Source organism: Kitasatospora sp. NBC_00458 (assembly GCF_036013975.1).
GTDB lineage: Bacteria > Actinomycetota > Actinomycetes > Streptomycetales > Streptomycetaceae > Kitasatospora.
In genome coordinates this window covers 7,382,009-7,396,649 of sequence record NZ_CP107904.1, presented here as the reverse complement: position 1 = coordinate 7,396,649, position 14,641 = coordinate 7,382,009, and the positions used below count along the sequence as shown (strand labels likewise).

Sequence of the window (14,641 nt, the reverse complement as noted above, 5' to 3'; positions counted from 1 at the left end):
GGCGGCCGGTCCTCCGCCTGCGCCCGCCGACCCCTCTGCGGCTACCCTCGAAAGCGACAAGGAGCTCCCGCCATGCAGGACATCGCCGAGCAGCTGAAGGCCTGGCACGCGTCCGGCCGCGCCTTCGCCGTGGCCACGGTGGTCGGGGTCTCCGGCAGCGCCCCGCGCGACCCGGGCGCCGCGCTCGCCGTCGACGCGGACGGCGAGGCCGTCGGCAGCGTCTCCGGCGGGTGCGTCGAGGGCGCCGTCTACGAGCTCTGCCGGGCCGCCCTGGAATCCGGCCGACCCGTGCTGGAGCGGTTCGGCTACAGCGACGAGGACGCCTTCGCCGTCGGCCTGACCTGCGGCGGCATCATCGACGTCTTCGTCCAGCCGGTCGTCCCCGGCACCGACCCGGCGCTCGACACCGGCCTCGCCGCCGTCGCCGCCGGCACCCCGGTCGCCCTCGCCCGCGTCATCGCCGGGCCCGCCGCCCTCGTCGGCACCACGGTCACCGTCACCGCCGGCACCCACCACGGCGGCCTCTCCCCCGCCCCCACCACGGTGGCCGCCCTCGAACGGGCCCTCGTCCGCGAGGCCCGGGCCATGCTCGACGCCGGACGCACCGGGCAGTTGGTGCTCGGCCTCGACGGACGCCCCTGCGACGAGCACGACCGCGGCACCGTGACCTTCTTCGTCGAGTCCTACGTGCCCGCGCCGCGGATGCTGGTCTTCGGCGCGATCGACTTCGCGGCCGCGGTCGTCCGGATCGGCAGGTTCCTCGGCTACCACGTCACCGTCTGCGACGCCCGCCCCGTCTTCGCGACCCGGCGGCGCTTCCCCGACGCCGACCAGGTCGTCGTCGACTGGCCGCACCGCTACCTGGACTCCCAGCTCGACCGGATCGACGGCCGGACGGTGCTCTGCGTGCTCACCCACGACGCCAAGTTCGACATCCCGCTACTGGAACGCGCGCTCCGGCTCCCGGTCGGCTACGTCGGCGCGATGGGCTCCCGCCGCACCCACCGCGACCGGGAGGCCAGGCTGCGCGAGAGCGGCCTCACCGACACCGAGATCGGCCGGCTGCGCTCCCCCATCGGCCTGGACCTCGGTGCCCGCACCCCCGAGGAGACCGCCGTTTCGGTGGCCGCCGAGATCGTCGCCCACCGGCGGGGCGGCAGCTGCCTGCCGCTGAGCGCCGGGAACGGGCCGATCCACCACGACCTGGCGCTCGCGGACGGCCCGGCGGGCGTGGCCGGCACGGCGGAGCCGGCGGCGCCGGAGCGGGTGCGGAAGCCGCACGCGGCCTGACCGGCCCCGGGCGGGAACGCCGGGCGGGACCAGGCGGGACCAGGCGGGACCGGGCGGGACCGGGCGGGACCGCCGAGCCTGCCCTCGCCGGGCCGGTCACCGGACCACGGCGTAGGCCTCGCAGATCAGCGGCGGCGCCGACTCGACGCCGAGCTCCCGCAGGATCGGCAGCAGCACCGCCCCGAACTGCTCGAACGCCTCCCGCGACTCCCAGACGTCGGTGACGTGCCAGCCGCGACCGTCCGGGTTCGGCCCCGACACGTGCAGCACCAGCCCGCGCACCGGCCAGTCCGCGGGGCTGTTCAGCCCCGCGCCACCGGTCAGCCGGTCCACCGCCTCGTCGTACTGGGCCTGGGAGAGGTCGGGGAAGTCGAGGGTCACGATGATCGCCATGAGGTGCTCCTGTCCGCGCCGGGGTGGCGATCCCAGTGCAGCCCCCGCCCCCTCGGCCTGCCATCCGGCGCCGCCGGGCGGGTGACGTTGCGTGGTCGCCGCCGCGGCGGGAGCCTGGAGGGGAGGACTCACCCCGAGCCCGGGGAAGGAGCACCGCCATGCGTGCCCTGCTGGAGATCGAACTCGACACCGCGACGGCCAATGAGGTCATCAGGGACGGCGCCGCCGCCGAGAGGCTCGGCCGGATCATCGCCGACCTCAAGCCCCAGGCCGTCTACGCCTTCGCCCGCAACGGCCGGCGCTGCCAGATCGTCGTCGTCGACATCGCCGACGAGGCCTCGCTGCCGTCCCTCTGCGAGCCGTTCTGGCTGGAGTTCAACGCCAGCGTCGACGTGCACGTCTGCATGGACGCCGACGAACTGCGCGAGGGCCTGAGCCGCCTGACCGGCTGAACCGCCGAACTGTCCATCGGACGGCGAACGGTCCGGCGTCGCTACTCCGAGACCGCCAGCCGCACCCCGAAGCCCACCACCACCAGACCGGTCACCCGGTCCATCGCCCGGCGCGCCGCCGGCCTGCGCAGCCACCCGCGCACCACCTGGGCGAAGCCCACCAGGACCGCCGACCAGAGCAGCCCCTCCACCACGTGCACGCAGGTCAGCGCCACCCCGGCGGCGAAGTGCGGCGCCCCCGCCGGGATGAACTGCGGCAGCACCGCCACGTAGAAGACGCCGACCTTGGGGTTGAGCAGGTTGGTGAGCGTGCCGCGCCGCCAGCCGTGCGCCAGCCCGCCGCCGGACGGCTGCGCCTCCTCCGGCTCGGCGTCACCGCCCTTGCTCCGGAGCATCCCGATCCCCATCCACACCAGGTACGCGGCGCCCGCCCACCGCAGGATCTCGTACGCCAGCTGCGAGGCGGTGAGCAGCGCCGTGACGCCCGCCGAGGTGAGCGTCCCCCAGAGCAGCGTCCCGGTCTGGATGCCCAGGACCACCCCCCACGCCTGGCGCCGGTGCCCCAGCGCGGACGTGCGCAGGATCAGCGCGGTGTCGAGCCCGGGCGTGAGGGTCAGCAGCCCCACGACGAAGGCGAAGGACCAGAGGGCGGTGCTCATCTCCATGGACCGTGATCGTACGGGCCGCCCCGCCCCGCACCCGGACCATTTTCCGGCGGGCCCCGGCGGCGGGCGGGCGCGCGTCCGAACGCCGGGCGCCTGCTGCCTGGACCGCAGGCCTCGTGACATATGCGTGCAGTACCATACGCATATGTCACTCAAGCGCACCACGGTCTACGTCGAATCCGAGGACCTCGCAGTGATCAAGGAGGCCGCGGCTCGTGAGGGGAGGGCGGAGGCGGAGATAATCCGTGAGGCCATCCACCTGGCTGCGATGTCCAAGCGGACCTGGACCGAGCCGTTCTTCAGCGCCGTCCACACACCCACGGGCGAGGCGGGCCCGGAGGACGTCTGGGCCGACAAGGCCGCGGCGTACGAGCGGACCAAGCGCGCCGACGGCGACGGCGGAAGCACGCGGGGCGCCGCGTGATCGTCGTAGTCGCCGACACGTCGGGCCTGCTGGCGGCGCTGGACAGCACGCATCCGGCCGGCGCCGCCGCACGCGAGGTACTGGACGGCGCCGGCCTCCTCGTCGTGTCACCCGTGCTGCTCGGCGAACTCGACCATCTGGCCCGGAGGATCCTCGGACCGGAGGCGGCGATGGCCGCGATGGACGACGTGCGCCGCCGGGTCCGGTCCGGGCGTGCGGTACTGCCTGAGATCACCGCCGACACGCTGGACGTCGCACAGGCGCTCCGGGCCCGGTACCGAGGCCTCGGTCTCGACCTCGCCGATGCCGTCAACGTCGCGCTGGCGGCGGAGTTCCGCACCGATGCCGTACTGACGCTCGACCAACGCGACTTCCGCACCGTCCGGCCGCTGAGCACGCACAAGGCGTTCCGCATCCTGCCCTACGACCTGTGAGGTCGGAGGGCGCTCACCCGCTGTCGTCCGCCGGCCCGGTCAGGTCCGGAAGTCGCCCTTCGGCGAGCCGGTCGAGGAAGGACCGACGCTTCCGGGGCGCGGCCTCGGCCGGCGGCTCGTCCTCGGCGTCCGTCGCGGTGCGGGTCACGGTGGACCTCCGGGGTCCGAGTGCCTGCTGCGGCGTCGACGTTCCTCGTGCACGGTGTCACGAGGCGCGGCCTCAGGTCACGTTGAGGCGGGCGGCCAGGCGGAGCAGGCCCGGGGAGAGGCGGGAGAGGAAGCGGGCGGCCTTGGCCTCCGGGGTGACGGGGACGACCGGCTTCCCGGTGCGTACGGCGTGCAGGATGGCGGCGGCGACCTTCTCGGGCGGGAAGCCCCGGCGGGCGTAGAGCCTGGCGGCGCGGGCCTGCTTGGCGGCCTGCTGGTCGGCGGTGGTCGCGGAGAAGGTGGAGGTGCGGGTGATGTTGGTGTTGACGATGCCGGGGCAGATCGTGGAGACGCCGATGCCCTGGCCGGCCAGCTCCGCGCGCAGGCAGTCGGAGAGCATGAAGACCGCGGCCTTGCTGGTGGCGTAGGCGGTGAGCGCCTTGGACGGCAGGTAGGCGGCGGCGGAGGCCAGGTTGACGATGTGGCCGCCCTCGCCGCGGTCGGCCATCAGGGTGCCGAACGCACGGCAGCCGTGGATGACGCCCCAGAGGTTGACGTCCAGGACGCGCTGCCACTCCTTCTCGGTGGTCTGGAGGAACGTCCCCGAGTGGCCGATGCCCGCGTTGTTGACGACCACGTCCGGCACCCCGTGCTCGGCCGCGACCTGCTGGGCGAACGCGTCGACGGCCGCGCCGTCGCTCACGTCGACCCGGTAGGCGTGGGCGGGCGGGCCGATCAGGGCGGCGAGTTCGGCGGTGCGGCGGGCCGCGTCGAGGTCGAGGTCGCAGACCACCACCCGGGCGCCGTCCTCGGCGAAGGCGAGCGCGGTGGCCCGGCCGATGCCGCTGCCGCCGCCGGTGACGACGACCAGCCGGCCGTCCCCGGTGGTGTCGGCGGTTCCGGCGGCGGCCTCGTCGCCGGTCCGGCCGGCCTCGGTGCGGGCGACGTGCTCACGGACCATCCGGGCCACGGAGGTTCCCTTCTCCAGCAGTGCGGACCAGTGGGTGGCGCGCAGGGTCCGGCGGGTCAGCCTCGGCACCCAGCGCTCCAGCCCCTCGGAGAGGTAGGTGCCGACGTAGTGGTCCTGGGTGAGGGTGATCAGCTGGACCGGCACCTCGGTGGGCCGCTCGCGCGGATTGCGCAGCGTGGGCCGCATGTTGGCCCGGTACAGCTCGATGCCGCGCACCGCGTCCCGGCGCAGCGTGGGCTGCGGGTGGCCGGGGCGCGGGGTGACGGCCTCCAGGTCGCGCAGCACCCGCGGCCAGGCGCGGGCCAGGCCGAGCCGCCAGACGCCCGGGGCGAGGAACGGCAGGTGGAAGGCGGTGATGTACCAGGAGTGGGCGCCCTGGGCGAGCAGTTGCTTCAGGTGGCGAGGGGTGGGGCGGCGGAACCGGTCGCGCAGCCAGTACCCCATGTGGTCGAGGCAGGGCCCGGACATGGTGGTGTAGGAGGCGAGCCGCGCCTCGGCGCCGGGGGTGGTGACGGCCTCCCAGGACTGCAGCGAGCCCCAGTCGTGGGCGACCACGTGCACCGGGCGGTCGGGGCTGACCGCGTCCGCGACGGCGAACAGGTCGGCGGCCAGCTGCTCCAGGCGGTAGCCCTCGCGGCCGGCGGGGACGCCGGAGGCCCCGGCGCCGCGGACGTCGTAGCGGACCACGTGGTGGTCGCGGGCGAGGTCGGCGGCGACGTCGTCCCAGACCACGTGGGTGTCCGGGTAGCCGTGCACCAGCAGGACGGTGGGGGCGTCCGGGTCGCCCTCCTCGAAGACGGCGAGGGGCAGGCCGCCGGAGTGGACGGTCCGGCGGCGGACGGCGGCGCGGTGCGGCGTCCGGGGGGCCGGGGGGCCGGTGCGTCCGGTCGTGGGCCCGGTGCGGCCGGTGTCGCGGCTGGTCGTCATCGGGTCGCCTCCTGGGCGGTCGTGGCGGCGGCGGTGTCCGTGACGGCGGTTTCCGTGACGGCGGCGGACGCGGCGGCGGACGCCGTCCAGCGGCGGACGTGCGGCAGGTCGTCGTCGAGCCAGTACGCGTCGTCCTCGGTGACCACCAGCAGCTCCTCGAACTTGATCCCGACCTCCCGGAAGCCGATGTGCGGCTCCACCGCCCAGAGGCCCGGGGTGGGAGCGTGCCGGGAGGAGCGGCCGTCCGCCCAGAGCGGGGAACGGCCGTGCAGGCGCTCGCTGATCAGCTCGCGGCCGAGCGTCTGGAGTGTACGCACTCCGAAGCCGAGGACGTTCACCCCGGCCGGGCCGCGGGAGGTCGTCCGGGTGACCTGGTGGCCGATCACCCGGCCCGGGTAGACGCGGTGGCGGTTGTCGTAGCCGTGCGCCTCGATCTGCGCGTCGACCGCCGCGTACACGTCGGCGAGCGGCTTGCGGGCGCGGACCTCGGCGAGGATCAGCTCGCGGTAGACCTGGAGGTCGGCGGCGAGGCGGTCCCAGACGCGGTTCTCGCCGACCTTGCCGCCGTAGCCGATGTCGGCGGTGTAGCCGTCGACGACGGGCGCGCAGTCCAGCACGTACGGCATGCCCTCCGTCAGGCGGCGGTTGCCGGCGAAGAACTGCAGCGGGGTGCGGAAGTGCCGGAACGCCGTCCGGTCGCCGAACCACGCGAACGGGACGTGGAAGAAGTCCTGCACCCCGGCGGCGACCAGCCGGCGGCGCAGCTCGGCGGTCGCCTGCCGTTCGGTGACGCCGGGTTCGATCCAGGCGGCCACCTCCTCGGCGCAGTGGTAGGCGAGCTGCTGGGTCTCCCGGAAGCGGGCGAGGTCGTGCTCGGTGTAGGGGAAGGCGGGGGTGCGCGGCACGGCGGAGGCTCCTTCTGGGGGATCGGCGGGCGACGGGCTGGGGGCTGCGGCCAGCGGACGGTGCCCGCGTCTGCCTGCGGGGCGGTGTCCGCGGCCGGGGCCTACGGGCGGGGCCGGGCCTACGGGCGGGGCCGGTCGGATGCGCCCGGGACGTCGAGCACGAGGGTCTCCCCCGCGGCGGCCCGGGAGACGCAGGGCAGCAGGGCGCCGGCGGCCCGCTGTTCGGCGGTGAGGCGGCGGTCGCGGTGGTCGGCGGTACCGGCCAGCAGCCGGACCTCGCAGGTGCCGCAGAAGCCCTGGTGGCAGGAGTAGGCCAGGTCGGGGCGGGCCTCCCGGAGGACGTCCAGGGCGGAGCGGTCGGCGGGGACGTCGAGGACCGGGCCGTCGGCGCCGAGGCGGACGGCGAACGGCTCGCCGTCGGTGATCGGGGCGGCGCCGAACCGTTCGAAGTGGAGGGAGGCGGCGGGCGATCCGTCGAGCGCCCGCTGGACGGCGGCGAGCATCGGGGCCGGGCCGCAGCAGTAGACGGCCGCGCCGCGCGGGGCGTGCGCGAGCAGCTCGGCGCCGGTGGGCGGGCCGCCGTGTTCGTCGTCGGTGCGCAGGTGGACCCGGTGCGGGTCGAGGGCGCGCAGCTCGTCCGCGAACGGGAGGGTGCCGGCGCTGCGTCCGGTGTGGACGAGGTGCCAGTCCAGACCGTGCCGCCGGGCCTCGTGGACCATCGGGAGCAGCGGGGTGATCCCGATGCCGCCGGCCAGCAGGAGGACGGCCGGCTCCGTGCAGAAGGCGAAGCCGTTGCGGGGGCGGCGGGCGGTCAGCCGGGTGCCGGGGTGGAGGGTGTCGTGGATCTCGACGGAGCCGCCGCCGCCCGCGGGCAGGCGGCGGACCGCGATCCGGTAGGCGGCGGTGTCGGCCGGGTCGCCGCAGAGCGAGTAGTGGCGCTCGCGGCCGGAGGGCAGCGCGAGGCGCAGGTGGGCGCCGGGCTGCCAGGGCGGGAGGGGGCCGCCGGAGGGGTCGGCGAGGGTGAGTTCGACGACGTCGGCCGCGGCCCGGCGCCGGGCGGTGACGACCAGTTGTAGCGCCGGGGTGGGGCGGCTGAACGGGCGGCGGGGGCTCCGGCGGAGCAGCGGGCCGCCGAGCGCGGGGCTGTAGCGGTCGCCGAAGGCGGTGAGGAAGCGGAAGAAGGTGTCGGCGCGCGGGCGGCCGTAGAGGTCGGGGGGCGGGGTGCGCAGGTCCATCCGGCGAGGTCCTTGGTCCTTGGGTCCTTGGCGGCGGCGGTGGTGCTGGGGCCGGTGAGGGCGGGGCGGCCGGTGAGGGCGGGCGGCGGGGCGGCGGGCGTCCGGCGGCGGGTGGCCGCCGTCCCGTCAGCGGCCGGCGGCGGCGCGGGCGGCCGGGGAGGTGGCGAGGTAGCCCAGGGCCTGGCTGGAGGAGCCCTCCTGGGTGGGGTGGTAGCCGGGCCGGAGGTAGCGCAGGCCGGAGCGGATCGACCGGCCGGGATCGGGCAGCAGGCCGCGCCTGGCGATCCGGCCCGCCTCGCGCCAGGTGGGCTTGAGCCGGCCGTCCAGGGTCGGGTCGGCGGCGAGCAGGAAGCGGGCGCCGCGCACCCAGAGGTGGACGAGGAGCGGTCCGGAGATCGCCATGCCGCGGATCCGCCGCAGGTAGCCGGGGTCGAGGTGGACCATCAGGTCGAAGGCGACGCTGCGGTGCTCGACCTCCTCGGCTCCGTGCCAGCGCAGCAGGTCGAGCATGGTCGGGTCGGCCTCGGCCCGGTCCAGCCCCGGGGAGTTGAGCGCCCAGTCGCCGAGGAACGCGGTGAAGTGCTCGATCGCCGCGACGAAGGCGACCCGTTCGATGATGTTCTCGCGCTGCCGGGCGGGCGTCAGGCCGGGCTTGTCGCCGAGGACCCGCTGGAACAGCCAGGAGATCTGCCGCACGTACGGGCGGGGGTCGAGGCCCTGTCCGAGCAGGTGGTCGAGGACCTCCTGGTGGGCCTCGGCGTGGATGGCCTCCTGGCCGATGAAGCCGAGCACCTCGTCCCGGAGCTGCTCGTCCCGGATCAGCGGCAGCGCCTCCTTGAACACCTTGACGAACCAGCGCTCGCCCTCGGGGAGGAGGAGGTGCAGGACGTTGATGACGTGGGTGGCCATCGGCTCGTCGGGGATCCAGTGCAGGGGCAGTCCGGCCCAGTCGAAGCGGACCTCGCGGGGCTCCAGGACGAGGCTCTCGTGCACGCGGACGGCCGGCGCGGCGACGGCGGGGACGGGGGTGGGGCTGGGCATGGGACGGCCCTCCTGACCTGCGGGTGGCGGCTCGACTCGGCAAAACGTACTCGCGGGTAGTGCGCGCCACAAGGGGTTCGACGCCTCTTATCGACATCGAGTCTAATAAGTGATGTGCACCGCGGCGGGTCAGGTGAAACACCCGGGGAGGGACCGCCCGGCGGCCCCCGGGAAACACCGGGACCCCGCCGGATGCGACGGGGTCCCGTTGAGCCTGTGCGGAGTGTCAGACGGCCATGGCCAGCATCAGCGGCGCGGCCCGGACGGCGAGCAGTTCGGCGGCCGCCCTCAGCCGGTGCACGTTGTCCACCGGCATCGAGGTGGCCAGGCAGCCGACCGTGCTCCCGGCCGTGACCGGGACCGCCGCGCAGACCGTGCCGAGCGCGTACTCCTGGATGTCCAGCACCGGAACGGTGGCCGGCTGACGCTCCAGACGGTGCATCAGCTGGTCGGCGTCGGTGACCGTCCGGGAGGTCAGCCGGGCCACCGGATGCCGGGCGAGGTGGTCCCGGCGGGCGTCGTGGTCGAGCTGGCTGAGCAGGCACTTGCCGATCGCGCTGGCGTGCGCGGTGGCCCGGAAGTCCACCCACTCCTGCACCGCGGGCGCGTGGTCGGCCGCCGAGACCGCCTCCACCGACAACTCGCCGTCGTGGTAGCGGGTGAAGTACACCGCAGCGCCCAACTCGTCCCTCAGCTCGGCGAGTTTGCGGTCCAGTCGGGCCCGGACCAGCTGCTCCCGGTTCTGCTGGCCGAGCAGCGCGAAGGTGCCGCCGAGCACCCAACCGCCGTCCTGGCACTGGAGGTAGCCCTCTATCTCCAGGATCTCGGCGAGCCGGCGGACCGTCGGCAGCCCGAGGGAGGTCTCCCGGGCGAGCGTGACCAGGGTCGCCCCGCCCGGGTGCCGGTCGACCGCCTCCAGCAGTCTGAGGGCGTGCTGCAGGGAGGTGAACGGACCGGGCAGGCCCTGGGCCGGCGCGGCGTGGCGACCGGGGGCTGGTGTCGACATGTCGTCCCCTTCCGATGTCCCCCCGCTGGTGTGACCGGCGGGTGGTGTCCAGCCTATCCACCGCCGGACGCAGTCATCCTCCCCTCCGCGGATTTTCGTGCAGGTGCGGTGAAGTACTTGACGGGCATATGCCCCGCCGGTGCCGCTGCGCCTCTCCTGCCCGCCGGGTCGGGTGCCGACGGACCGTCAGCGGGGGGCGGCCGCCGGTCCGGTCGGGCCCCGGCCGGTGCGCCGGGGCGGGGAGGGGAGAGGCGGGCCGGGCCGGGGAAGGGCACCGGGCCGCCCCCTCACTGCCGGAGGGGGCGGCCCGGTCGGGGGGCGGCGCCGGGGTGCGGGCCCCGGCGGCCGGTGAGGGTGGTCCGGGCCTCAGCCCTCGTCGCCGGCCCGGAGCCTGGTGACGGCCGCCTCCAGGCGGGCGCCGTACTCCTCGTCGGCGGCGTGGAAGTGGGCGAGGTTCCTCTCGACGACGTCGTCGCGGGAGACCTGGGCGAGGAAGCCGGCCAGGTTGTCGATCAGCCTGGCCCTCTCCGCCCCGGACATCAGCCGGTAGAGCTCGCCGGCCTGGTGGAAGTCGTCGTCCTTGGTGTGGGCCGGGGTGGTGTAGGTGCCGGTCCAGCCGTTCAGCTCGGTCGGCGCGGCGAGCGCGGCGTCGGTCTGGGCCGGGCCGTCGTGGGAGTTGGGCTCGTAGTTCCTGGCGCGGCCGGCCGGGTTGAGCGCGTGCAGGCCGTCCCGGCCGTAGTTGGCGGCCTCGGTGGCGCGCGGCGCGTTGACCGGCAGCCGGGTGTGGTTCACGCCGAGCCGGTAGCGCTGGGCGTCGGCGTAGGCGAACAGGCGGCCCTGGAGCATCTTGTCCGGGGACGGGCCGATGCCGGGCACGAAGTTGTTCGGCGAGAACGCGGACTGCTCGACCTCGGCGAAGACGTTCTCGGGGTTGCGGTTGAGCACCAGCCGGCCGACCTTGACCAGCGGGTAGTCGGCGTGCGGCCACACCTTGGTGAGGTCGAAGGGGTTGAACCGGTAGTCGGCGGCCTCGGCGACCGGCATCAGCTGCACGTACAGGGTCCAGGACGGGAACACCCCGCGCTCGATGGCCTGGTGGAGGTCGCGCTGGTGGCTGTCGGCGTCGCCGCCGACCGCCTCGGCGGCCTGCCCGGCGTCCAGCGAGCGGACGCCCTGGTTGGTCTTGAAGTGGTACTTCACCCAGTAGGCGTCGCCCTGCCCGTTGACCCACTGGTAGGTGTGCGAGCCGTAGCCGTTCATGTGGCGGTAGGACGCGGGGATGCCGCGGTCGCCGAAGAGCCAGGTGATCTGGTGCGTCGAGGCCGGCGAGTGGGCCCAGAAGTCCCAGACGTTGTCGGCCTCCTGGACACCGGTGTACGGGTCGCGCTTCTGCGAGTGGATGAAGTCCGGGAACTTCAGCGGGTCCTTGATGAAGAAGACCGGGGTGTTGTTGCCGACGAGGTCGTAGTTCCCCTCCTCGGTGTAGAACTTGACCGCGAAGCCGCGCGGGTCGCGGACCGCGTCGTTGGAGCCGAGGTTGCCCGCGACGGTGGAGAAGCGGAGGAACACCTCGGTGCGCTTGCCGACCCCGGCGAGGAACGCGGCCCGGGTGTACGAGGAGACCTCGTCGGTGACCTCGAAGTAGCCGTACGCGCCGGACCCGCGGGCGTGCACGACGCGCTCCGGGATCCGCTCGCGGTTGAACCGGGCCAGCTTCTCCAGCAGTTGCTGGTCCTGGATCAGCAGCGGGCCGTGGGCGCCGGCCGAGGCCGAGTTCTGGTTGTCGGCGACCGGGGCACCGGACTCCGTGGTCAGGGTCTTGGGCATGACGGGTCCTTCTGGTGTCGGTAAGGGTGGTGCACGGAGGGGGATGTGACGCCGCGCCGGATCGCTCCGGGGCCCTGCCGCCCCGGATTCCTCCGGGGCGCCGCTGGCTCAGACGCCGAGCAGGCGCCAGGCGGCCGAGCGGCGGCGGGAGGAGGGCTCGCCGTCGGGGCCGTCGGCCGGGCCGAGCGCGGCCACGGCGGCGCGGGCGGCGGCCGGGTCGGCCAGCGGGCGGGCCGCGGCGAGGGCGGCGGCCTCGGCGGCGGTGAGGCCGGCCCCGGTGAGCGCGGCGACGGCCTCGGCTTCCGGGAGGGCGTCGAACCAGCGCAGCGCGAGGGCGGCCCGGCCGGACTCGGTGAGGCCGCCGGTGAGGCGCAGGCGGGCCAGGCCGCCGTCGGGGTACACGTTGATCCGCACGTGGGTCACCGGGCGCGCGGCGGTCAGCCGGAAGCGGTGCCGGGTGTCGGGCTGGAGTCGGGTGCGCGGCAGCAGCGCGAACCAGCCGTCCGGGTCGTCGGCGGGGTCGCCGCCGGCGGAGGCGTCGTAGCCGACCAGGTCGGCCCAGCCGGGGGCGTTGGCGACGAAGTGGGTGGTGTCCACCTCGGCGGCCAGGACCTCGCCGCCCCCGGCCAGGGCGATCCGTACCCAGTCGTTGGCCTTGTCGCGCCGACGCCTGGTCTCCCAGCCCTCGCCCATGACGGTGGCGCGGCCGGGAGCGTTCAGGTTGTGCGGGGAGGAGAAGTAGCGGTCGGAGGCCGCCTCGGCGACACCGCCGTACTCCTGGGCCGCCAGGTCGAAGGTGAGGCCGTCCAGCTCGCGCGGGTCGGGCAGCACCTCGCCGTGGACCCGGAGGCGGGCGACGCCGCCGTCCGGGAAGATGTTGAGCCGTACGTGGGTGAAGCGGGTGGCGCTGTGCACCTCGAACTCGTGGGCGGTGTCGCCCCGCAGCGCGGTGCGCGGCAGGAGCTCCGTCCACGCGGCGGCCGCCACCTCGGCGGGCGAGGGGTGGCCCGGTATCGAGGCGGCCTCCACGGAGGCGCTCTCCGGGTAGTTGCCGGTGAAGTGCGCGGTGTCGATGACGAGTCCGCGGACCACCCCGGCGGCGCCGAGCCGGACGACCGCCCAGTCGTGGTCCTCGTCGGTGGGGTGCGGCTGTTCGGCGCCCGCGCCCCGGCGGCGGCGGGACTCCCAGCCGTCCATGATCTGGCCCTTGTGGCCGAAGGTGTGCGGCCGGAACGCGGCGGGCGCGGCGACCAGCAGGTTCTCGGCGTCGGCGAAGGTGTCCTCGTTGGTGGCGACGACGCCGGCGCCGAGCCGGCGCGAGGCCAGGTCGACCAGCTCGGTGAACGGGGCGCTCGGGGCGGGGGTGGTGGTCACTGCGACTCCTCGGGGCCGGTGGTCGGACGGGCGGGCCTGAGCTGGGCGGGGTGGAGCTCGGTGGGCCGGAGCCCGGCGGGCCGGGACTGGGCGGGCAGGCCGCCGCCGGACCGCGGGCGGGCGAGCTGTCGGCCGAAGGGCTCCCCGGCCACGTCGACCACCCGGCCGCGCAGCCAGGTGGTGCGGACGGCGCCGGTGAGCGTCCGGCCCGCGTACGGGGTGACCGGGTTGCGGTGGTGCAGTCCGGCGGCGTGGACGGCGAACTCGCCGTCGGGGTCGAAGGCGACCAGGTCGGCGTCGTGGCCGACCGCGACGGCGCCCTTCGTCCCGGTGAGGCCGACCAGCCCGGCCGGACCGGCGGACATCCAGCGGACCACGTCGGCGAGGGTGTGGCCGCGCCGGCGGGCCTCGGTCCAGACCGCGGGCAGGCCCAGCTGGAGCGAGGCTATGCCGCCCCAGGCGGCCGCGAAGTCCCCGCTGCCGCCGCGTTCGGGCAGCAGCTTGAGGTCGGGGGTGGACGGCGAGTGGTCGGAGACGACGGCGGCGAACTCCCCCGCCGCCAGGGCCTCCCAGAGCGCCTCGCGGTTGGCCTCGTCCCGGATCGGCGGACAGCACTTGAAGGCGGTGCCGCCGTCGGGCACCAGCTCGGCGGCGAGGGTCAGGTAGTGCGGGCAGGTCTCGGCGGTGACCTCGACGCCGTCCGCGCGCGCCTGCCGGAGCAGCGGCAGCACCGCGGCCGAGGAGACGTGCAGGATGTGCACCCGGGCACCGGTGCGCCGGGCGGTGTCGAGCAGCCGGGCGACGGCCGCGGTCTCCGCGCCCTCGGGGCGGGAGGCGAGGAAGTCCCGGTAGTGGACGCCGGGCCGCTGGGGCGCGGCTGCCAGGACGGCGGGGTCCTCGGCGTGGATGATGGCGAGCGCGCCCAGCCGGGCCTGCTCCGCCAGGGCGGCTTCCAGGTCGGCCTGCCCGACGTGCGGGAACTCGTCGACGCCGCTCGGCGCGAGGAAGGACTTGAAGCCGAACACGCCTGCGCGGTGCAGGGGTTCGAGGTCGGCGAGGTTGCCGGGAACGGCTCCGCCCCAGAAGCCGAGGTCGACCCAGGCCTGGCCCTTGGCGGTCTTCCGCTTGATCTCCAGCCCGGCCGGGGTGGTGGTGGGCGGCACCGAGTTGAGCGGCATGTCGATGACGGTGGTGACGCCGCCGGCGGCGGCGGCCCGGGTGGCGGTGGCGAAGCCCTCCCACTCGGTGCGGCCGGGCTCGTTGACGTGGACGTGGGTGTCGACCAGGCCGGGGAGCAGGGCGGTGCGGCCGAGGTCGGTGAGCGCGCCGTCACCGGCGGACAGGGAGCCGTGCGCGGCGATCCGCCGGATCCTCCCGTCCCGGACCAGCACGTCCGCGGGGCGCTCGCCGTCCGGCAGGACCACCCGCAGGGAGCGGATCACCACGGTCTCACTGCTGGGCATGGGGACCTCCGAAGCCTGGTCGAGGGGTGGGGTACGTCGAAGGATGGCCCGGAGCCTAGGGCCGCCTTCAACAAAACGTCAATGGAGG

The 14,641-nt window shown here is 75.1% G+C and carries 14 protein-coding genes and 1 pseudogene; 4 read left to right on the top strand and 11 right to left on the bottom strand.

From position 1 onward, the window contains the following. The first annotated feature begins 72 nt into the window (after window positions 1–72). Window positions 73–1,290 (top strand): XdhC family protein, encoded by a 1,218-nt coding sequence (locus tag OG550_RS30195; protein ID WP_327682868.1) that lies wholly within the window; start codon window positions 73–75, stop codon window positions 1,288–1,290. A 96-nt stretch (window positions 1,291–1,386) separates the two neighbouring features. Here the strand turns inward: OG550_RS30195 and OG550_RS30190 are convergent, their stop codons facing one another. Continuing rightward, complete coding sequence (locus OG550_RS30190) at window positions 1,387–1,683, bottom strand: hypothetical protein (RefSeq protein WP_327682866.1); 297 nt, start codon at window positions 1,681–1,683, stop codon at window positions 1,387–1,389. A 158-nt stretch (window positions 1,684–1,841) separates the two neighbouring features. Here OG550_RS30190 and OG550_RS30185 point away from each other — a divergent pair, with 158 nt between their 5' ends. Next, complete coding sequence (locus tag OG550_RS30185) at window positions 1,842–2,135, top strand: hypothetical protein (protein WP_327682865.1); 294 nt, start codon at window positions 1,842–1,844, stop codon at window positions 2,133–2,135. 41 nt (window positions 2,136–2,176) lie between these two features. On the opposite strand, the gene OG550_RS30180 is transcribed toward OG550_RS30185, so the two are convergent. Next, window positions 2,177–2,800 carry a LysE family translocator gene (locus OG550_RS30180; RefSeq protein WP_327682863.1) on the bottom strand — a complete coding sequence of 208 codons (624 nt, stop codon included), beginning with the start codon at window positions 2,798–2,800 and terminating at the stop codon, window positions 2,177–2,179. Window positions 2,801–2,945: 145 nt separating this feature from the next. On the opposite strand from OG550_RS30180, the gene OG550_RS30175 reads away from it, so the two are divergent. Next, window positions 2,946–3,224: a ribbon-helix-helix protein, CopG family gene (locus OG550_RS30175; protein WP_327682861.1), complete on the top strand. Its 279-nt coding sequence runs from the start codon at window positions 2,946–2,948 to the stop codon at window positions 3,222–3,224. Then, the gene (locus OG550_RS30170; RefSeq protein ID WP_327682859.1) at window positions 3,221–3,658 is read left to right on the top strand and encodes a PIN domain-containing protein; all 438 of its coding nucleotides are present in this window, start codon (window positions 3,221–3,223) and stop codon (window positions 3,656–3,658) included. The genes OG550_RS30175 and OG550_RS30170 overlap by 4 nt, the downstream gene beginning before the upstream one ends. A 13-nt stretch (window positions 3,659–3,671) precedes the next feature. Here OG550_RS30170 and OG550_RS30165 read toward each other — a convergent pair whose 3' ends face one another. The 9 genes and pseudogenes from OG550_RS30165 to allB form a co-directional block, all read right to left on the bottom strand. Continuing rightward, on the bottom strand, window positions 3,672–3,806 hold the full coding sequence (locus OG550_RS30165; protein ID WP_327682857.1) for a hypothetical protein: 135 nt from the start codon (window positions 3,804–3,806) through the stop codon (window positions 3,672–3,674). A gap of 72 nt (window positions 3,807–3,878) precedes the next feature. After that, window positions 3,879–5,702, bottom strand: coding sequence for an SDR family oxidoreductase (locus tag OG550_RS30160; protein ID WP_327682855.1), 1,824 nt, complete (start codon window positions 5,700–5,702; stop codon window positions 3,879–3,881). After that, window positions 5,699–6,607 carry a M24 family metallopeptidase gene (locus OG550_RS30155; protein WP_327682852.1) on the bottom strand — a complete coding sequence of 303 codons (909 nt, stop codon included), beginning with the start codon at window positions 6,605–6,607 and terminating at the stop codon, window positions 5,699–5,701. Before OG550_RS30155 ends, OG550_RS30160 begins: the two co-directional genes overlap by 4 nt. Before the next feature lie 119 nt (window positions 6,608–6,726). Then, the gene (locus OG550_RS30150; RefSeq protein ID WP_327682850.1) at window positions 6,727–7,842 is read right to left on the bottom strand and encodes a PDR/VanB family oxidoreductase; all 1,116 of its coding nucleotides are present in this window, start codon (window positions 7,840–7,842) and stop codon (window positions 6,727–6,729) included. A gap of 126 nt (window positions 7,843–7,968) precedes the next feature. Next, window positions 7,969–8,883: a metal-dependent hydrolase gene (locus OG550_RS30145; RefSeq protein WP_327682849.1), complete on the bottom strand. Its 915-nt coding sequence runs from the start codon at window positions 8,881–8,883 to the stop codon at window positions 7,969–7,971. A gap of 226 nt (window positions 8,884–9,109) precedes the next feature. Further along, window positions 9,110–9,889 (bottom strand): IclR family transcriptional regulator, encoded by a 780-nt coding sequence (locus OG550_RS30140; RefSeq protein WP_327682847.1) that lies wholly within the window; start codon window positions 9,887–9,889, stop codon window positions 9,110–9,112. Between the two features lie 366 nt (window positions 9,890–10,255). After that, window positions 10,256–11,716 carry a catalase gene (locus OG550_RS30135; RefSeq protein ID WP_327682845.1) on the bottom strand — a complete coding sequence of 487 codons (1,461 nt, stop codon included), beginning with the start codon at window positions 11,714–11,716 and terminating at the stop codon, window positions 10,256–10,258. A 321-nt stretch (window positions 11,717–12,037) separates the two neighbouring features. Next, window positions 12,038–13,090: pseudogene (gene alc, locus OG550_RS30130) on the bottom strand (allantoicase); the annotation flags it as partial. Further along, on the bottom strand, window positions 13,087–14,553 hold the full coding sequence (gene allB / locus OG550_RS30125; RefSeq protein ID WP_327682843.1) for an allantoinase AllB: 1,467 nt from the start codon (window positions 14,551–14,553) through the stop codon (window positions 13,087–13,089). The pseudogene alc and the gene allB, both read right to left, overlap by 4 nt. Window positions 14,554–14,641: the final 88 nt, after the last annotated feature.